The organism is Methylophilus sp. (genome assembly GCF_035460085.1).
In the GTDB taxonomy this organism is placed as follows: Bacteria; Pseudomonadota; Gammaproteobacteria; order Burkholderiales; family Methylophilaceae; genus Methylophilus.
Genome location: NZ_DATHWZ010000012.1, coordinates 14282 through 34243, shown reverse-complemented (window position 1 = coordinate 34243; position 19962 = coordinate 14282). Strand labels below are relative to the sequence as shown.

Annotated in this window: 20 protein-coding genes; 6 read left to right on the top strand and 14 right to left on the bottom strand. The window is 47.0% G+C overall.

Annotated elements, in window-relative coordinates; translation table 11 throughout:
* The first annotated feature begins 17 nt into the window (after nt 1–17).
* Nucleotides 18–1430 carry a cytochrome c oxidase accessory protein CcoG gene (gene ccoG, locus VK958_RS01885; protein ID WP_325238575.1) on the top strand — a complete coding sequence of 471 codons (1413 nt, stop codon included), beginning with the start codon at nt 18–20 and terminating at the stop codon, nt 1428–1430.
* Between the two features lie 39 nt (nt 1431–1469).
* Here ccoG and VK958_RS01880 read toward each other — a convergent pair whose 3' ends face one another.
* Entirely contained in the window at nt 1470–2861 is a 1392-nt protein-coding gene (locus VK958_RS01880; protein WP_325238573.1) for an exonuclease domain-containing protein, read from the bottom strand.
* 259 nt (nt 2862–3120) lie between these two features.
* Here VK958_RS01880 and VK958_RS01875 point away from each other — a divergent pair, with 259 nt between their 5' ends.
* Nucleotides 3121–3558, top strand: coding sequence for a MarR family winged helix-turn-helix transcriptional regulator (locus tag VK958_RS01875; protein WP_325238572.1), 438 nt, complete (start codon nt 3121–3123; stop codon nt 3556–3558).
* Nucleotides 3559–3646: 88 nt separating this feature from the next.
* Here the strand turns inward: VK958_RS01875 and VK958_RS01870 are convergent, their stop codons facing one another.
* The 5 genes from VK958_RS01870 to VK958_RS01850 form a co-directional block, all read right to left on the bottom strand.
* The gene (locus tag VK958_RS01870) at nt 3647–3886 is read right to left on the bottom strand and encodes a hypothetical protein (RefSeq protein ID WP_055826703.1); all 240 of its coding nucleotides are present in this window, start codon (nt 3884–3886) and stop codon (nt 3647–3649) included.
* Between the two features lie 28 nt (nt 3887–3914).
* Nucleotides 3915–4199, bottom strand: coding sequence for a hypothetical protein (locus tag VK958_RS01865; protein ID WP_325238570.1), 285 nt, complete (start codon nt 4197–4199; stop codon nt 3915–3917).
* A gap of 10 nt (nt 4200–4209) precedes the next feature.
* Nucleotides 4210–4419, bottom strand: a complete 210-nt coding sequence (locus VK958_RS01860) for a hypothetical protein (RefSeq protein WP_325238568.1) — start codon at nt 4417–4419, stop codon at nt 4210–4212.
* 169 nt (nt 4420–4588) lie between these two features.
* Entirely contained in the window at nt 4589–6841 is a 2253-nt protein-coding gene (locus VK958_RS01855) for a putative bifunctional diguanylate cyclase/phosphodiesterase (RefSeq protein WP_325238567.1), read from the bottom strand.
* A 331-nt stretch (nt 6842–7172) separates the two neighbouring features.
* Nucleotides 7173–8318 (bottom strand): diguanylate cyclase domain-containing protein, encoded by a 1146-nt coding sequence (locus VK958_RS01850; protein WP_325238565.1) that lies wholly within the window; start codon nt 8316–8318, stop codon nt 7173–7175.
* Between the two features lie 216 nt (nt 8319–8534).
* On the opposite strand from VK958_RS01850, the gene VK958_RS01845 reads away from it, so the two are divergent.
* From VK958_RS01845 to VK958_RS01835, 3 genes are all read left to right on the top strand, one after another.
* Complete coding sequence (locus VK958_RS01845) at nt 8535–9554, top strand: LLM class flavin-dependent oxidoreductase (protein ID WP_325238564.1); 1020 nt, start codon at nt 8535–8537, stop codon at nt 9552–9554.
* Between the two features lie 328 nt (nt 9555–9882).
* Nucleotides 9883–11532: a histidine kinase famiy protein gene (locus VK958_RS01840; RefSeq protein WP_325238563.1), complete on the top strand. Its 1650-nt coding sequence runs from the start codon at nt 9883–9885 to the stop codon at nt 11530–11532.
* A 511-nt stretch (nt 11533–12043) separates the two neighbouring features.
* Entirely contained in the window at nt 12044–12535 is a 492-nt protein-coding gene (locus VK958_RS01835) for a hypothetical protein (protein ID WP_325238562.1), read from the top strand.
* Between the two features lie 113 nt (nt 12536–12648).
* On the opposite strand, the gene VK958_RS01830 is transcribed toward VK958_RS01835, so the two are convergent.
* The 7 genes from VK958_RS01830 to VK958_RS01800 all read right to left on the bottom strand — a co-directional run bounded on the left by VK958_RS01830 (nt 12649) and on the right by VK958_RS01800 (nt 16975).
* Nucleotides 12649–12978: a hypothetical protein gene (locus VK958_RS01830; RefSeq protein ID WP_325238561.1), complete on the bottom strand. Its 330-nt coding sequence runs from the start codon at nt 12976–12978 to the stop codon at nt 12649–12651.
* Nucleotides 12979–13198: 220 nt separating this feature from the next.
* A complete protein-coding gene (locus VK958_RS01825) occupies nt 13199–13540 on the bottom strand; it encodes a PilZ domain-containing protein (RefSeq protein WP_325238560.1) in 342 nt (113 codons plus the stop codon).
* A 405-nt stretch (nt 13541–13945) separates the two neighbouring features.
* Nucleotides 13946–14566: an alternative oxidase gene (locus tag VK958_RS01820; RefSeq protein ID WP_325238559.1), complete on the bottom strand. Its 621-nt coding sequence runs from the start codon at nt 14564–14566 to the stop codon at nt 13946–13948.
* A gap of 268 nt (nt 14567–14834) precedes the next feature.
* Nucleotides 14835–15932 (bottom strand): catalase family protein, encoded by a 1098-nt coding sequence (locus tag VK958_RS01815; protein WP_325238557.1) that lies wholly within the window; start codon nt 15930–15932, stop codon nt 14835–14837.
* A gap of 67 nt (nt 15933–15999) precedes the next feature.
* Nucleotides 16000–16287: a hypothetical protein gene (locus VK958_RS01810; RefSeq protein WP_325238555.1), complete on the bottom strand. Its 288-nt coding sequence runs from the start codon at nt 16285–16287 to the stop codon at nt 16000–16002.
* A gap of 167 nt (nt 16288–16454) precedes the next feature.
* Nucleotides 16455–16691 carry a hypothetical protein gene (locus VK958_RS01805; RefSeq protein WP_325238554.1) on the bottom strand — a complete coding sequence of 79 codons (237 nt, stop codon included), beginning with the start codon at nt 16689–16691 and terminating at the stop codon, nt 16455–16457.
* A gap of 44 nt (nt 16692–16735) precedes the next feature.
* Nucleotides 16736–16975, bottom strand: coding sequence for a hypothetical protein (locus tag VK958_RS01800; RefSeq protein WP_325238552.1), 240 nt, complete (start codon nt 16973–16975; stop codon nt 16736–16738).
* Nucleotides 16976–17271: 296 nt separating this feature from the next.
* Between VK958_RS01800 and VK958_RS01795 the strand changes: the two genes are divergently transcribed.
* On the top strand, nt 17272–17544 hold the full coding sequence (locus VK958_RS01795) for a hypothetical protein (RefSeq protein WP_325238551.1): 273 nt from the start codon (nt 17272–17274) through the stop codon (nt 17542–17544).
* Between the two features lie 111 nt (nt 17545–17655).
* On the opposite strand, the gene VK958_RS01790 is transcribed toward VK958_RS01795, so the two are convergent.
* On the bottom strand, nt 17656–19782 hold the full coding sequence (locus tag VK958_RS01790; protein WP_325238549.1) for a molybdopterin-containing oxidoreductase family protein: 2127 nt from the start codon (nt 19780–19782) through the stop codon (nt 17656–17658).
* Nucleotides 19783–19962: the final 180 nt, after the last annotated feature.

Genomic DNA, 19962 nt, shown 5'->3' with positions numbered 1-19962 from the left:
CGTTTTCGAGTGTCATCATGCAAGCCTCTCGTAGCAAACCCGTCATTCCCATCGTGTCCGTCCCGGTCACGGAAAAAACTATTTCTTTGTATCAGAAGACTGCAAAGGTTTATCCGCGCACGGTCAACGGCTATTTCAAAAACTGGCGCTGGCTGATGATCTGGCTAACACAAATCGTTTTTTACGGTTTGCCCTGGCTGCAGTATGGTGAGCGCCAGGCTTTCTTGATGGATATCAACGCGCAGCGTTTTTACCTGTTTGGAATGGTGATTTTTCCGCAGGATCTGTTTTACCTGGCACTGCTATTAATCGTGTGCGCGCTGGGTTTGTTTTTGTTTACGGCTGTCGCCGGTCGTTTGTGGTGTGGCTTCTCCTGCCCGCAATCGGTGTATACAGAAATATTCTTATGGATGGAACGCCGCATTGAAGGTGACCGTATGGCGCGGCAGAAGCTGGATGCGCAGCCCTGGGGATTAAGAAAAACAGGTATTAAATTTAGCAAGCATGGTGTCTGGCTCGGTTTTGCTATGGTGACAGGGATATCGTTTGTCGGTTACTTCACGCCTATTCGCGAACTGACCCCGGCATTGCTGAATTTTCAGCTGAGTGGCTGGGAATGGTTCTGGTTTGGTTTTTACAGTGTTGCCACTTATGGCAATGCCGGCTTTCTGCGTGAGCAGGTGTGCAAACATATGTGTCCATATGCACGCTTCCAGAGCGCCATGTTTGATGACCATACCCTGATTGTGGCGTATGACAGCGAACGTGGCGAACCGCGTGGGGGCCGCAGCAAAGGCCAGGATTTTAAATCGCAAGGACTCGGCTCCTGCATAGACTGCAATATTTGCGTGCAGGTCTGCCCAGTCGGGATTGATATTCGCAACGGGCTTCAATATGAATGCATTAGTTGTGGCCTTTGCATTGATGCCTGCGATGAGGTGATGGATAAAATGCAATATCCACGTGGACTGATCCGTTTTTCAGCAGGTGGCAATACCAGCGAACATGGTTTATTAAGCCATATGTTACGCCCACGTGTATTGATGTATAGCGCACTATTTGCGCTGATATTTGGCTGGATGGCGTACAGCATGTTGCATAAACCAAATTTCAAAGTCGACATCATGCGGGACCGCAACATCATGTACAGGGAAACCAGCCAGGGAGTAGAAAACCTTTACCAGTTACACCTCATAAATGCAACGGAGCAAGCACAGCACTACCGTATTCGTGCCAAAGGCTTGCCAGAAATCAAGGTAGAAAGTGAACAGTCACTCACAGTGAACGCTACTGAGGAAACTTTAATCCCGCTCAGCCTGGCTATCCCTCATTCAGAAAAATCCGGAAGCCAGCGCATTACGATTGAAGTCACTGCGCAACCTTCTGGCGAGACGGTATCGACTGACAGCACCTTTTATATACCACGCTAATTTGACTACCCCTTCACCCGCACAAGCTGGACTACCGTGTTAAAACGGCAGATTCAGCACGCGGGTCTTTTTTTGGGCCAATACTTTGACTAGCAGTTTGTAAGTGTCCAGGTCAAATTTTAGCGTAGTGATTTGTGTGCTTAATGCTTGCAGGCTGTCATCGCTGTCAGCCACGCCCAGGTACACCCAATGCTCGAACACATGAATTTGCCGGATATCATTTTCCAGGCTGTATTCCTCAATGCCGATTTTGCCTACGAAAGGCCAAGCCTTGAGTTTGTGGGCGATCAATGCCTGTTGCAAACGCAAGCCATGAATCTCGGCTGATTCATGTCCGCAACAGACGCCTTTGCAGCGTTTCAACTGATATGCAAGACAAGCGCCGTCGCCGTCATTTTCCAGCCCTAATGTTTTCAGGCATAGCCGGTTTTTCTGCGCAATTTTGCGCATAGCTTCAGTTGCCTGGTGACGGTTTTTAAACGTGCCGAACATGCGATCCATCTGACTGGGGTCAATGTCATCCTCATCAACAAGCCTGACCATTGGTTGCGCGGACGGATCCAGCAACCAGCTGCAAAGTTGGCGCTCTCGTCGCATCTGGCGGTTGTAGACCGGCGCTCGCTCCCTGATCAGGCGCGACTCCAGTATCACCGCACTCAATTCCCCGGCGGTGGGTACCCATTCCAAACGCTTTATTTCCTGCACCAGGCGCTTATCCCTGCCGGTAGCACGCTCACTGCTAAAATGAGAGAGCACACGGGCACGCATATTCGACCCTTTGCCTATGTAAAGCGGCGAGTCGTTTTCACCATAAAACTGGTACACGCCTGGCGTTTCCGGTAACTCCCCAATCAGGTTTACATCAATATGCGGCGGCAATACTGGCGATGCCATCAGCTTTTGCGCAGCTGCTTCGATGACCGACTCACCCAATTGCCGCCTGGCATCAGCCAGCATTCTCAGTATGGCTTCGACGTCGCCCATCGCGCGGTGGCGCGCAAGGCCTTCGATGTTATGCCGGGCTACAATCGCATCAATGCCATGGCTGAAATGCGCCGGGTACAACAATCGCGATAACTTGACCGTGCATAACACTTTTGGCTGAAAATTGATGCCCATACGCTTGAATTCGGTTTTGAGGAAACCATAATCAAACCTCACATTGTGCGCCGCCAACACGGTGCCTTCCAGAAAAGCCAGCAGCTGGCTGGCCACTTCAGAAAACGCGGGCGCATGTTCAACCATGGCATTGTTGATACCGGTGAGTGACTGGATAAAAGGCGGAATCCCCATTTGCGGGTTGACCAATGTCTGCCAGCGGGCAGTTTCGACACCATCATCAAAACGCACCAGCGCAATTTCGGTAATGCGGTCTTTTAAAGGAGTTGCGCCTGTGGTTTCAAGATCAAGAAAAGTGATGGACGGCAGCATAATTTTGAAGAGTCAATTCATGGCACTAAAAGTAATGCGCATCCATATCGTTTATCTCGACTCATACAATTTGAAGGAGCGTGAAAACGATGCCTGATCCAGTGTGCAGGGCTTCTTTGCCGAGATTGGCAACAATTTAAGCATGCGGCCGGTAATTATACTCAATAACCTACATAACTACGCAAAACAACTATAGACACTGCAATCAATTGATGCTGTAATAATCGGATTCCATTGATGACAATTTAAAGCACCATTCATGTCGAATTTATACCTAGAAAATCAGCTGTGTTTTTCACTTTACTCCGCAACTCACGCCTTACTTCGTTCTTACAAGCCGGATCTTGATAAACTGAATCTCACCTACCCTCAATACCTGGTGCTGGTCGCACTCTGGCAATACAAGCAACTTTCAATTAAAGATATTGCTGAAAAATTACTGCTGGAACCCGCTACGATCACGCCTGTGGTTAAACGCCTGGAAGTCAAGAAACTGACTACCCGTACTCGCCAGAAAGATGATGAGCGTGTAGTGATTGTAAGCCTGACTGAAGAAGGCTTGAACTTACGCAGCAAATTGTCTGAGATTCAAAAGCGGGTGGCGTGTGATACCGGATTGACTGATGCCGCTTTCCATACACTCAATAAAACTTTGAGTGAATTAACAAGAAACGTCAGCTCGAAATCTGTTGACTGATGAATCGAACCCGGATTATTTCTGATTAAAAACAAAAGGCAGTGACTTGACCGTCACTGCCTTTTTTAATGCCAATTCAGACCTGCTGTCAGGCGTTTTTCAACTGACGCATAAACGCTTCAAATGACCCTTTGGTCGCTTGTAGCGCATGTAGCTTGCTTACCGATTCCGTTAAAGATTCACTCATCATTTCCAGTGCATCTTCATCCAGCCTCAAACTCATGGCGCCTATTTCCAGCTCAACCGTACGGTGCGTTTCACAGTAATGCACGCGGAAACCCGCCTGGCCTGATAACAAAATTTTCTTACACATAGAATGTTCGCTCATGGTTAGTTTCGTTCAATTAAGAGGTTGGTTATCTGCACTGGCCGGCTGAGCGTATATGTTGCGCTGATTGCTCATGCTCGTTCACCAGCAATGTCCACTGCACACACATGCGACGCGACACCCTGCAGATCAGCTCCGAATCCGCATATTCCGGCGCCGTGAGGGTTTCCGCCAAACGCAGCGCCTGCTTGGCCAATTCATAAGTTGGCTTTTTGATATACAGCGTGGCAATGTAAAGCAATGACGCCATGACGGACTCTGCGTCCGGCAGTGACGGATCAAAGCGCATTGTCTCTATTCCGATAGCCTGCATGACGATCCTTTCAAATACTCATTTCTATTTCGGTTTGCATCACGATTCTGGCGGCGGCCTTGCGCAGCATTTCGTTAATGACAATAAAACTATCCGCTTCGAACTTGAGTGTGGTGCCACCCACTTCGACTTCTACCATATCTGAAGATTTATGATAAAGCACTTTACAAGCCGTTTTTCCTGCCAGCATGGTCTTGCCCACTACAGTTTGACGCTTCATCATCTCTCTCCTTTTGCATAACCTGAAAGTAAATGATAATTATTATCATTTATGAAGTCAACATGTTTATTTCTTGGTTAGGTTTAAATCAGGATAAGTACTTGAAGAAACGTAGCCATATGCCAGCGTTTTATAAATGACATCCACCAACGATACTTGGCAATATCAGCTATCGATTTGCCATCAGGAAAGCGGTTGCATCCTGGCTGCTCATGGGTTTGCTTAAGTGATAGCCCTGCATTTCATCACAGCCATGCACCAGCAGGAATGCTTCCTGTTCGGCCGTTTCTACGCCCTCGGCGATGGTTTTCAATCCCAGGCTGCGCGCAAGTTGGATAATAGCAATCACAATCGCTTTATCTTCATCATCAGTAGAAATATCGCGTACGAACGACTGGTCTATTTTTAGCTTGTAGACTTTGAATTTCTTGAGGTAACTCAAAGACGAGTAACCAGTACCAAAATCATCAATCGACAAACGTATACCCAACAGGTCGAGCGCGCCCATCATATTGACGGCACCTTCCGGGTTCTCCAGCGCCACGCCTTCTGTCAACTCAAGCTCGAGTGCCTGAGGCATTACCTGGTAACGATGCAATATCTGTTGCACCAACGCTGGCAACTCGGGATCACGGAACTGGATACTGGATAAATTGACCGACACACAAATATCGTGAATACCTGCCTGCTGCCATTGCCGGATTTGTTGCACGGCCTGCTCAAGCACCCAGCTGCCGATGGAAATAATCAAGCCGCTGGTCTCTGCCAAAGGAATAAATTCTGCAGGTGATACCGCGCCCAATTGCGGGTGTTGCCAACGCAACAATGCCTCTACACCCACCAGTTTCTTGGTGGTGAGGTCCATTTGTGGTTGGTAATACACTTCCAATTGCCCCGAAGCAATTGCCTGCCGCAACGCATTGACCAGCTGCAAATGCCTGCTGGTCTGGATCTGCATCTGGTTACTGAAAAAACGGTAGCCGTTGCGGGTTTCCTTTTTAGTGCGGTACATCGCGACATCCGCATTGCGTTGCAGGCTTTCGATATCCAGCCCATCGTCAGGATAAATGGCAATCCCAACGGAAGCGGTGATGGTGAGCTGGTACTGGTCAATCACCAACGGTTGCTCAATCGCCGCAAGCAAGCGCTCCACGACTTCTTTAGCGACATCATGTCCTGAACCCGCCAATAAGAACACAAACTCATCCCCGCCCAGGCGGCAAATAGTATCTTGTGGACGGACCAGGTTTTGAAAGCGTTTGGTCAGCTCTATCAGCAGGCTATCCCCGTAACGGTGTCCCAGGCTGTCATTCACGTCCTTAAAATGGTCCAGGTCGAGGAACATCAAGGCAAACTGGCTATCATTCGCCCATGCCTGCTCAATTTCCTTGGTGACCCGCTCGTTCAGCAGGTTGCGGTTAGGCAAACTGGTCAGCGCATCATAATTAGCTAAAAATTTTATGCGCGCTTCGTAGTCTTTGCGCCGGGTTATGTCGCGCAGAAAAGCACTGTAATAACGTTCGCCACTACTGACAATTTCGATAATGGTCAATTCCACCGGGAATTCAGTGCCATTGCTACGCATCCCTGTAATTTCGATCGAACGGCCAAGCATCTTGGATTCACCAGAGTGTTGCAGCCGCTGCAAGCCTTTGTTATGCGCTTCCCGGTAGACTTCGGGGACAATCACTTCAGACAGGCTTCTTCCTACGGCGTCACTGCGCTTGTAGCCAAAAATACGCTCGGCGGCTTTATTCCACTCGATGATCAAACCACCGGTATCCATATTGATGATGGCATCCAGCGCATTCTCCATGACCTGGCGTGCACGCTGCTCGCTGGCCAGCAGGCTTTTCTGATATTGGGTACGCTCCTGCTGGACCGCAAAACGGTCAAGCGCGAAGTCGATATTCGCCACCATGTCCATCAACAGGCGCTGGATGACGGGATCAAATGCGTCTTCTTCGGAGGTATACAATGAAAGACAAGCGACCACCTTACCTTCGGTATGCAACGGCAAGAAGGCAGCAGCTTTCCATGAAAATTCTGATGCTGAAGCGTGCCATAAAGAGGCCACCGGGTTAGTCTGGAAATCCTGCAGCCAGTAAGGCTGGTCGGTGGAAATGGCCAGTCCGCACGGCCCTCTTCCATTTGGTTTTTCAGGGTCTGCCGAGATAGAAACCTTATTCAGGTATTCAAGACCGGTACCAAAAGCCGCCGCCACACTCACTTGCCTGGTTTCAGCAATGACCTCGCCAACCCAGGCCAGCTTAGCGTGACCAAAATCCACAATGATGCGGCAAATTTTCTCATACAGCATCTGCCGATCGTGGCTTTGCACAATCGCCTGGCTGCATTGACTCAGTGCGAGATACAACTGCGTCAATTGCTGATGATGCTTCACAGTTTGCGACGTGCTCATCACACCACTCCGCTACATATCCTTATTAAACACATACCCAGCATCTGAAAGAATCAGCCAGATGCCTTAACCCGCTAAGGACAAGCACTGCGCCGCTACTTTGATTTCCCGCTCAATATGATGATATTACATTCACAGGAATAAATAACATCTATTCCTGAAACTGCAATCTAATTTTGAAACTGTATGTGAAAGGATAAAAATCAAACCATGGAACAGGCAGATGAAAGCTCGGCACTTTAGCCTTCTGCCTGAAGAATTCAGCTTGTGCGCATCAAACTCTATTCAAACAGCAATGACTTAACGGAGGAACGACGCTTTCACGCAACCGTCAAGATGCCCAGTGTACTTTTCTGCAACCTAGTAATTTGGCTTGATACATGGCTTTATCAGCCACTGAAAGCAGTTGCTCTATGGTATCACCCTCTTTGCAGATGGCGAGCCCGATGGATGCGCCCAGCTGCCTTTCAGAGGCTTGAATCACGAACACCTGCTCGAACACCATCAGGCATTTGTTGGCCACCATGTCGACTGAAGACTTGGCATGCCCTTGCAGATCAGAAAGCACGATCACAAATTCATCGCCGCCCACCCTTGCAAGCGTGTCACTCCCGCGAATGACCTTGCCCAAACGGCGTGACACTTCTATCAGTGCCGTATCACCAGCCTCATGCCCAAGCTGGTCATTGATGGCCTTGAATCCATTCAAGTCCAGGTACAAGATCGCCGTGCTGGTTCTTTTCAATTTTGCAATTTCGATAGCCTGCTGGATGCGCACTGCCAGCAATTTTCGGTTAGGCAAGCCGGTTAAAATATCGTGGTGGGCAACATGGTTTAATTCCAGGTTTTGGGCAGATATTTTTTGATAGGCTTCCTTGAGTGACCCGATCAAATCCTCATTTTCAAAGCTGATGCGTTGCGCCTGCCGTAACGAGTGGTTAAAGCGGTAAGTGACGCCTATCATCAATAAATAGAAAATCACACTGAACACCGCCATCACGGCATTAGGCATGCTGTTGCCGCTCGCAAACATCACCACCGTCGGCAACATTGCTGGCAGGCTGAACGCAAAAAATGCAGGGATACAGGAAGCCATGGTCACTACGCCACCCATGACCATCGCCTGGATAGCCGTAATCACGATAATCACCGTCATCGGCGGCGCATCAGTAATGAGAAAACCCAACGCGCCCCAGACCAACCCTGATAACGCCAGTGTCAGGCAATATTGATAGGCCAACTTTCGATCAAACCCTTGCCTGGCAAGTTTGTTTTTAAAGCGATTGGTCAACCACCAGCGTACTGCGATCACCACATAAACCAGCAAAGCCCAGGCAAAAAATAAATCGCGGTTATCAGAATCCAGCTGTGAAATGGCAATCAGTAAGCCACCCAGTGCACTGCCTATTAACGGAATATGGGCGCTCGACATCAGCCGCTGAAACAACGCTTCGTCTACACGGCCCTCTAAACTCATCGAAATTTTTCACCCTTAATGCTTGTTAAACCTAAATATATAGCCATCTTATTCATGACTTATGCTAATACAAGCCTGTAAAAATAACCAGTTTACAATCAGGGTTTTTCATTTCATTACAATCAGGCATGGCTGCATTTCAGGCATAGTTGAATCAATGAGTCAAAACTCACTGAGTTAGTGAACGAATCACCATTAAACAATCAAACCCATTACATGCTAAATATTGAACAAACCACCAAATCCAAGTTATCTGTCCTTGATCTTTCCCCTATTGCTGAAGGCAGTAATGCAGGGCAATCTTTCAAGCACACACTGGAGCTCGCTCAGCATGCGGAGAAGTTGGGTTACCACCGTTATTGGTTAGCTGAGCATCATGGCATGCCTGGTATCGCGAGTGCCGCTACATCGATTTTAATAGGTCATGTCGCGTCGGGCACAACCAGTATCCGCGTCGGTGCTGGGGGCATCATGCTACCCAACCATTCACCTTTAGTCATTGCTGAACAATTTGGCACTTTAGAATCTTTATTCCCCAACCGGATCGATCTTGGCGTTGGGCGTGCGCCAGGTTCAGACCAATTGACCGCGCGCGCCCTGCGAAGAAATCTTGATTCGGATGCTGAAGCTTTTCCTCAAGACGTGATGGAGTTGCTGGATTACTTTTCAGCCGAACCCAAGCGTCCGGTAAAAGCGGTTCCTGGGACAGGGTTAGAAATACCAGTATGGATTCTTGGCTCCAGCTTATTTGGCGCACAGCTTGCCGCAGCCTTGGGCTTGCCTTTCGCATTCGCCTCTCACTTTGCGCCGGCTTACATGCTGCAAGCTATTGAAATTTACAGAGAGACATTCCGGCCGTCACAGTACCTAGAACAACCTTATCTGATGCTGGGATTTAATGTGTTTGCGGCAGACACTGAGGAAGAAGCAACTTTCTTGGCCTCATCAATGCAGCAGGCATTTGTCAATTTACGGAGTGGAAATCCCACCAGGTTACCGCCTCCCGTGTTTGACTTGTGGAATCAGCTCGGCGGTGCTGAGCGTGCGATTCTGAACCAAGTGTTATCTTGTTCGGCAATTGGTGACGGAGAAAAGGTACTGAGTGAAATACTGGCTTTTATCGCCAGGACTGGAGCCGATGAGTTAATGATCACTTCCCAGATTTTTAACCATCAGGCACGGCTCAAATCCTATGAGATCACTGCGAATGCTTACCAAAATATATTAGCCGGATAGAAACATGGTCAATTTTAATAAATATTGTGATAATATTTATCACGGCAACAAGTAATTCTTTTGCCAATCTATATCTAGATTTATTTTTCCCTTTATCGACCCACTCTTCGGAGTGGTTTTTTTTTGCTTGGCATTAACAGGCAGATCGTCGAACGGAACTAAGCCATGACTAAAAAGCCATATATATAGTCTGACAGACAAAATGCGGCTATCACGGTAATATCATGCCTGAAAAATATAACGCCTGAATGTATACGCAAGCATTTGTTTTTATTGCATAAATACATTTATATCCATTAATAATAAGTATAAGCCCTAACAAAAAATTATGAGCAAACATCCTGAAAAGCCTTCCCATTCACAAGGCTCAACAATAGAAGTCACCGAGTACCACCATGAAGCGATTGCCGAGCATAAAGATGATATCTTTTTCGCTGCGATTGAAAGTACGCGCATGCCGATGCTGGTGACAGACCCCAGGCAGCCCGATAATCCCATCGTATTTGCCAACAAGGCATTTATTTCGATGAGCGGTTACAGCACGGAAGAAATTGTGGGCCATAACTGTCGTTTTTTGCAGGGACCGGATACCGACCCTCATACCGTTGATTCGATTCGCGAAGCGATCGCGTCGCGCACCGAAATCACTACTGAAATCCTTAATTACCGCAAGGATGGCTCTTCGTTCTGGAATGCCCTGTTCATCTCACCGGTGTATAACAAGAAAAAAGAGCTGGTGTATTACTTTGCTTCACAGCTAGACGTCAGCAGACGCCGTGATGCTGAAGATGCATTAACACAAGCGCAAAAAATGGAAGCGCTGGGTCAGCTCACCGGCGGCATTTCACATGACTTTAATAACTTCTTGCAAGTGATGTCTGGTCATGTCGATATCCTTAAACTGAAGATAGACCGGCAACAGGCTGATGACGCCTCTGTCCTGCGCGGGCTGGAAAGCATTCGCACTGCGGTCACTAAAGCCTCGGCGCTGACACAGCAGTTACTGGCGTTCGCCCGCAAGCAACGCCTGGAGGGCCGTATCGTCAACCTCAATAACGTCGCACAAGGTATCAGTGACCTCGTTCTTAAAACGCTGGGCCATGAAATATCGCTACAGCGTGTGCTTGAACCAGACTTGCACAACTGCCAGCTGGACCCCACCCAGCTGGAAGCCTGCCTGATCAATGTGCTGGTCAATGCACGTGATGCGATGCCTAAAGGTGGCAAGGTCACACTGGTGACGGAAAATGTAACTGTTTCACCGGATGATGTCAGTGCTTATGCAGGCTTGCCGCCTGGCCGCTACGTATCGATTGCGATCACCGATACGGGTACCGGTATTCCACCGGAAATTCTGAATCGTGTGATGGATCCTTTTTTCACCACCAAAGAAGAAGGCAAAGGCACAGGTCTTGGGCTTTCGATGGTCTATGGCTTTGCCAAACAATCGGGTGGTACGGCCACCATTTATTCAGAAGTGAATGTTGGCACTACCGTGCGCATATATTTCAGGGCCACTGACCAGACACGTCATGCTGACCTGATTGCCGGTAAAGCTCAGGTAGATCGCGGCGGTAAAGAAACCGTCCTGGTTGTGGATGACAGGCCTGAAGTTTCTGAATTAGCGATGGAAATGCTGCTGACACTAGGTTATGAAGTCATCGTTTCCAACAGTGCAGTCGAAGCCATCAATACGACTAAAAAACTGATTGAAAAGCAGCAACCGCCACAATTGCTGTTTTCTGACATCATCATGCCTGGTGGTATCAACGGCATCATGCTGGCACGGGAGATGCGTAAACTGATCCCTAACCTGCCAGTGTTGCTCACCACCGGATATGCAGGATCACCCGATAAAGAACAGGATCAGGGTGTCGAGTTTGAGGTACTGACCAAGCCATACAAAATGGCAGATCTGGCTAAAAAAGTCAGGTCAGTATTCGAAGGCCCGACAGTGTTACAGAATCGCGGAAAATAATACCGACCTGAGTTTTAAATCTAAGCGAATAATGGGTGAGAGATGGTGAGCATATCTTTGACCGTTGTTCGCTTTACGCTCCTTTGATCAGGGCATCCACTACCGCATAGTCATGTGGGTGCATATGGTTTCACGTTTTGTCACACCTTTATCATCCAGGCAATTTCACAAACCAAACCCCAGTCGTGAATTTCATCGCATTTAGCTAGTAGATGCCGATATAAATGAGCGTAAATATATTGTATGATTTATGCTGTTTAAGCATTGCGCAGTTTGACTCCAGCGCCAGTTGAAAAAGCCGTTGCCATCCTTGCAGGAAACATGATGCGTCATGAGGAAATAATCACCTTTACCATATGTTGCATTCATTAACCCAGACAAGCGCTGTTAGATCATTTTGTCACTCAATCGATGACTATAGGATTCACTCATTAATTCGTCCGGATGTATTGATTTAAACCATCAGTTAAAAGAATCAGTAATCCTGATAAAAAATTTAAGGGATAATGCCATGAAAATATTCAATAAAACCTGGATCACATTGTGCCAGGTAGCACTTTTCTCTCTACTGATGAATCCTTTGTTTAGTCACGCCTCTAGCGACGGGGCGAAAGTAATATGCACTTCACCACAAACAGGGTTGAATAAAGCGGGTGTGATCGCGCTGATGAGCATGGACGAGGTGCTGCCTGACTGCACGCAGCATGTAACCCAGGCAAAAATTAAAAATGTTGCCTATAGCGAAAGTGGTATTTCATTACAAAGCGTGAATTTCAAGTGGCATGAAGTTGATACCATTGTGATGACCAACATTGGTGAAAATGCAGCGCTAACGATTGATGAAATCAAAAGCGCAAGCCAGTTTATCCAGGTTGGCAAAAGTTATCTCATGCACTTCCAGTTGTGTGAAGGAACATCGCCGAGCCTGATCAGTATGTACGTGTTGAATAATCCAGGTCGGAATATCAAAAAGAATAAATTGAAGATAACGAGTAAATCATAAACACTGTGTTGTTTCCCGGTGGCTGAGTAAATACTGATCAGCAATTCAGCAGCCGCCTGATTACTATCCTCTGGAAGCTATAGAGCTGTCTAAATCCCTGTATCCGGATTACTTTATAGTACTGTTCGGTCTCGTATGCCCGAGTCTATCTCTTCAACAATCACGTCATCTGTGGCGGGCAAATCAACATCAGGCTCAACCGGGTCCAGAATTTCCGGATCCAGTACCAAGCCATCTTCAGTGGCTTCATCCTCTTCCGGTTCCAAATCCGGTGCATTAATCAATTCAGGATCAATGGTATCAGGATCAGCCGGATCAGCCTCGTAATCAGCTGAGGTTTCCTCAGGCTGTTGCTCGGGTGTTTCCACTACATTAGTCGCCGATGGATCCAGACTGCTTTTGAGGGAAAGATCAGCACTGCCTACTTCTGATTTAAGGTCCATTTTAATCTCCACTTTATTCAACGCCATACATGGCAATTAACGCTAACAAGCTGGAGTATAGATGGAGTGATCAGCAAGCAGTAAGTGAGATAGCACTGATTATGATGTAGGCATACTATTACTGAAATTGCATATAGCCACCCCAAAATAAAAAGACCCAAAGTATTCACTTTGAGTCTCAACCGGTTTTAATTCCCGCCTTTTAATTCCTCTTCGGAGGCTATCTCGCCATCACCGATTGAATCAATGTTTTATTTTCTGGCGGCACTTCAAGAAACTCCAGGTTTGTTCTGAAACCTTTCAGACCGCACAATGATGAGAAAACAACCCGGCAATTAAATTTGTAATGACGCAGTGATGATCCGACAAACACCGGGACATCCACCTTGCATAGTTGCCCTGCCTTATATTGCCTGTCAGCAAAAAGACTCATGCCGGTAAGAGAAATATCGTGGGTGAATACAATATATTCGCCGCCCAACCCATCTACGAGTTGAGACTTTTTTTGCCACGAACGACGGTTTGACTCTATGGAAGTGCTGCGCAAACTACTGGGGGACATGGATTACTATTGCTTTCTTTACTACCTGACATTATATGCCGGATGAGCACTGATCTGAATAAATAAGCGCCCGGTTTGCAGGGGTTTACAGTTGCAGCGCTTTATTAAAAGATTATTTCTAGAATGCTGGACTTATCTTGAAGAACCTCAGCCACTCATCGACATCACAGTAGTGCGTCATTTTGCAAATGCCTGATAGAGAAAATGGTGTAGATATGCTGGAAACTTTGGAGACTACAGGGCAGATCACCCACCGTAACACAATGACTGTTAAAACGGTAAACTGAAATAGAAAATGTTGATTGCATGAGTCAATCTATTGATATACAAATACTATTGATATACAAATACTATTGATATTCGATGAATTTAACGTGAGTGGGTGCACAGGTGTCAAAGCCTGACTCAGGCATGTTCGAGTTGGTTTGCGAACCCGTGGTTAACATCCCTATGTTTGGTTTCGTCTTCTCTTACCACTAGCACCACATCGCGCAAGCGGGCTTCTTTTGGCAGATCCCAATATTCAATAGCGATATCCGGCGCGGGTACATTTTCACATTTTCCAGCGTCTATTTCTGCGAGATACTCACCATAGCTATAGATCGCTTCCTCTTCCAGATAGCCCACGATTCGATGCGCCACTTTGGAAGAGAGCATATACAAAAGGAAATATACGTTATAAAAAATCCCCTGGGCGATGATGACCAGCACACGTTCCAGCAGACTGGGCCTTGCAATCTGCACAAAGGTGAGCAGGTGCATGCGTTCATTCTCGGCTTCATCCAATAAAACTTTGATCCAGCCATCATCATTTTCCATCCGTCGCAACGACCGCAGATGTTGTAAAGCACCACCCACCATCCCCGGTACGGCAGCAATCGTTTCAAGTACAACCGCACGATGCCCGTAACGCCCTGAAAAAAATGCATCTGCAAAAAACCGCATGAATTTGACTACGGCCAAGGCAATGCGGTCAGAGACACTCTTTGGTTCATGGTATGGCGCAGCAGCTTTATTTTTAATCATGTTGTCCGTATATTTTAAGTAAGTCGGCATCGGCTTTTTTGACAGTCATCTCGCACGCGGCTGTCATGGCAACCTTCTGAAAAAAGCGAATAAGTCTAATTTTTTGGCTTTGGCCGTGCAAAATCCGCACAGTAAAAAGCTTTGAAGTTGCTTTGGGCCTTAAGTGCCTTATCGACCCTTAATACGCTTGCCAAAATGCAAAAAAGACCTCCCCGACAGCAACCCCAACCCTATGCAACACAAGTTGGTGCTATTAAGTCAGGTTTGCTCACACCTCTTCCAAAGCGTTTACTTCTGCCATCGGGCAACCATTGAATTGCTTGCGGAATGTACTGGAACTTTCATAAACCTGGCGTCTTGCACGCATGACTGAGCCCAATGGCCGGTGATCCTGAATTCCATTCCAGGGGCTGAATGTCAACCTGTCTTCGATCTGTGGAGAGGTAGCATCATCCCAGGATACTTGTGGCGCAGCCTCTACAGTGGCCACAGCAACATACGGGCTCTCATCCTCCGGCCAGACTACGGAAGCATCTTCTATCGGCATGGTTTCAATATCCGTACATAGCTGTACCCGCAGTTCCCATTTCGCAGTATGGGCTTTGAAGAACGCTGAAACCGCCTCCCTGATTGCATTTTCCCGACCATCTTCCAGGGGGGCATCTTTCAAGGAGGTCAATTCGGTGGCAATAGGCACTAAAGAAAACTTCGCCATGTATTTCCCATACAATAAAGGGACCTGTGTAAAGAAAGTTTCACCAAGAATATTGGTTTCAGGATGTCCACCCATACTTTTTATGGTTGGGCTTTCACCCCCCACACTTTCAATAATTCTTTCGGCACCGCGAAGGGCTGCAGATAAGATTCGTTTCAACCCCTCAGCCTTATCTGTTGTTTTCGCAAGTAATTTCAGGCCAGATACAAAACTTTTAGCATCAGGTTTGAGAAAGGCCGGGCCATTCACCATTAGAAAATCTTGCGTTCTGCTTGTTGGCTCGCCTGTCAAACGTTCGCCCGCCACACCCATTAATTTAATGGCTATTCCACGCGGAGTGGAGACACTGTCGGACATGATATCGCCTGGGCTGGTAGAAAAGCGCATAACAACAGGATAAGTGCCCTCAGAAGCAAATACGCCCTGCTTCAAAAAATCAGGCAGATCACTATGAATAGTTAATTTTCCACGAATCAAGCCGTGAGGTTTGGCATGAACACTGCGTACAGCTCGCCCATAATCCTTTGAAGTGATGTCCGCAATTTCTTGCAGGGTATCTACCAGTTCTTTGATAGTTTCACCTTCGTCATCCTGGACTTTTTCAAAATCAGGTGTGTAGATAAGTGGATTCAAGGGGAAAGTAGCATTCATAAAATCCTCATGCGCTTTGATTCATATAGGTGAAAAAAAGGGATTGCTTCAAGCAATCCCTTTCTTATTACTTGGTCGCAGCGCCAGGTGCCGGCTCTGCATCCGTAGGCTGCAATGGATTCTCTTCAGCGCTATTGGCTTTAGAGTGATTATGCTTTGCTTTGCTCTGGGTATGGTTACGCTTTTTGCTATGTTTGTTTGTAGTTGTGGTTTTATTGCTGTTCTTGCTTTGATCTTGGGCTTGTGGAGTTTCCTGGGTACCCAATTCAGCACCCTCTGTTTGGTTGTCAGTATCGGCTGCAAATGTTGTCATTGCAAATGCCGAAAATAGTAATGCGATCAATAATTTACTCATATCAATATCCCTATAAATGGAAAATTCATTACTGGTTTTATCTTTTTAGACTGCCCAGCCATTAGATAACTTATCTGATGAATGGCCTATCCGTAACATTCTCATTTACACGTAGGAGGTGACTTACTGTCGATTATATTCCAGCCAAAGGATCACAATTGCGCCAATTATTGTTCTGAACCAGATTTGATCGTTGGCTGAGCAAAATTCTGAGGCTCACGGTCGTTGATAGGCAGGGGATTTGCTGTTTCAGCTTCAGATATGGATTCGACCGCTTTGCTCAAAGGCTCAGATGCTGGAGGTATGTCGGATCCATTCCAACTGATTAACATCAGACCGACAACGACCGCACCAATCACATAAAAAACAATCGTTGCAATACGATTGAATGTTTTATTCGTCATATGAGGATTCCAAATTCAATCATGTTGAAATAAAACAAAAAACCCTAAATACCAGCATCCGGATTACTGATATCGTTCGGAAACTTCTTGTTTCTATCATCGATATTTTGCTTATTTAAAGCCTTATCTGTCCTGCCAGTGTTCGAATCATTTTTCTCATATCCACGAGAATCATCAGCCGGATCTGTATTGGCAGGGTCGATAGAATTTGGATTTAATGGGTCAAGGCGACTTTCATCGATATGATGAACGCTATGCACATTAGTGTCTTTGTTCAGGGCCATATTTATCTCCAAGCTATCTTAAGTTACATGCATTGAATAATGGCCTGAATGTGGTTTCTGCTACATACCTATAAAGCTGAAATTAGTGTAGGAGAAATCGTACTGCCATAGATTGCCAGTGAATCTCTATAAATCATTATCTGGGTGATATTTATCACACAAACAAATAGTTGGTGATCAATGTTACACACTGCCAGCTTAGCAGCCCGCCATACTGGGCACATGTGACAGGCCAGCAGACATTTGGATCTGTATGGTCACCACATGTATCGTCCAATTAAACTCAGGAGAAGATAATGAAAACACTATCATTGATTACATTACTTGCACTCACCAGCTTGAGCTTGTCTGCCAATGCAGGCGAATTCGGCAACCGTTGCACCACAGGCCTTACCAAAGGCGAGGTGGTTAACTCCGATTGCGCTATCAACGAGATGTTCAAAGGAAACACCTTCTGCTTTGGCAATGCAGAAGCAAAACAGGCATTCCTCGACAGCAAGGATAAACAACAATTCGTGGGCAAGGCTGCTGCCTTTTATCCAAAGGTACTGAACGGCAGTGCTAAATAAATTCGGCAAAAGCGCCTCATGACGAGGCGCTTTTTTTGTAGGTGATTCCCCCAATTTTTATCAATGCTGGCAACTCTATGAGTAATAGCCGGAACTCATCCTTCAAATTGTTCAAACCAGCTCGACTTCAACCAGGTTATCGCTAAAAGTATTGGAATGCCCCATGTCTCCATACTCAGCCGAACTGATACAGTTAACGGTACCATTATTGAGTTGGCGCCAATAGCCTAACGTAGCGACGACTATCCCAGGGTTTACATCGGTAGTGACGCGTGCCAGGCCTTCAAAGGCACCTCTGTCATTGAATACCCTTACCACCACCCCATCCTGCACGTCCCTTGCTATGGCATCAATTGGGTTGATCATCAGGTATTGCTCTCCCTGCACGCGGATTTTGGATTCCATATTCGCGTATGAGGAATTGATGAAGCCATGGCTTTTAGGAGAAATGATGCTCAAAGGGAACCTGGCTGCCAGTGCTGCATTTGTATCTGCCGACTCTCGACTTGCGATATATGCCGGTAATGGATCCAGATCTTCCCCAGGTTGAAAATCCTCGTACATCTGCCTGAAAGGTCCTGCGACGAAATTCTTCGCCCCTTCGACCATGAACATGCATTTACCAGTCGGGGTAGGGAAATTACCTTGGCGATGCGGTGCGCGGTCGTCTTTGGTCCCTACATTCAACCTTGCAAACCCATGCTCGCGCATATAGTCAAGATCAATGCCCTTACATGCAGGTGAGCTCCAATCGACATAATGCTGAAGGCATTCGCTGTCGCTCCATTTGAAATTGTCTTCTTCGAATCCCAGGCGTTTGGCTAACCGGCGGAATATTTCATTGTTTGGTAACGCCTCTCCGGGCGGTTCGATACATTTTGTGTTGTACGTGAGATATAAATGGCCCCAGGATAAGATCATGTCTTCCTGTTCAGCACCCATGGCTGCCGGCAAGACAATATCTGCATAAGAGGCAGTATCTGAAATGAAATGATCCGCAACGATGGTGAAGAGGTCTTCCCGCTTCAAACCTTCGATCACCTTGTCGGTTTCAGGTGATTGGGTGACGGGATTCGTATTCCACACCATGACAGATTTAATCGGGACTTCCAAAGGCGTTTCGCCAAGCAACGCTCTTCCCAACTGCAAGATGTTGACGACTGGCGTCCCTTCAGGAATCAGGTCCGGCCTGCAAATCACGTCAAATCTGTAAGGATGCTCCCAGACCGGGAATTGCAGCGCCCCTCCGCCAACGTGACGCCAGGCACCGATAAGCGCAGGTAAACAGGTGACTGCGCGAATCGCCTGGCTTCCGCCATAACTGCGTTCCAACGCCACGCCTATACGTATGGCTGCCGGGGGACTCGTGGCATATTCGCGGGCGAACAACCGAATCTCGTCTGCGGGTATCCCTGTTATTTCAGAAGCCCATTCCGGCGTACACGTTTTTGCTCTTTCTGATAGCTCCGTATACCCCACCGTATATCTTTCGACATAATCATGATCGACTAAATCTTCTTCAATGATCACGTGCATCATCGCCATCGCCAAAGCGCCATCGGTGCCCGGCTTGGGTGCAATATGCCAATCCGCTTCTTTCGCAGTTTTGGACGCGAAAGAATCAACCACCACGATCTTCGCGCCTCTTTTTTGCGCTTCCTTGATGATATGCCAGTGATGAAGATTGGTTGAGACAGAGTTACACGCCCAGATCACAATGAAATTTGCATGTATGAAACTTTCGGGATCTACACCAGCGGTAGGCCCCACCGTGAGTAGCCAGGCGGTACAAGAGCCTTCACCACAAAAGGTCCTTTCGCAAACGGTAGCGCCGAGTCGGTTGAAAAAAGCATCCCCGCCGTTGAGGCCATGCACCAGCCCCTGATTGCCTAAATAACTCACCGGGAGTATCGCGCGGGGACCATCGTCTTTAATCAGGGCTTGCCATCGATCAACAATAGTATCCAGCGCTTCATCCCATGTGATCTGCTCAAACTGATTACTTCCTTTTGGCCCTACCCGCTTCATGGGATACAAAAGACGGTTTGGATGGTAATGCCGCTTTTCGTAATCCTTTAACTTTACGCATAAACCCCCACGCGTCATCGGATGATCGGGATTGCCTGAAACCGATATCAGCTCCCCGTTTTTCACATGGAACTGCATTGAACAGGTATCGGGGCAATCATGAGGACAACCACCATGAAAGGTTTCGATTACATCTGCAACATCATTCATCTTCCACTCCTTGATAAAGTGATCAACTGATAACGGTTAACACAAGCAGACTAAAACAATACGCCAAGCAACCTTTAAAGCATACTAATTTCCAATTGGCGTTTTATATGGGTTTAATTTATAAATAGTAACACCCCAAAACAAAAAATACCGAATTGACACTCTTGAATAAATAAGTTT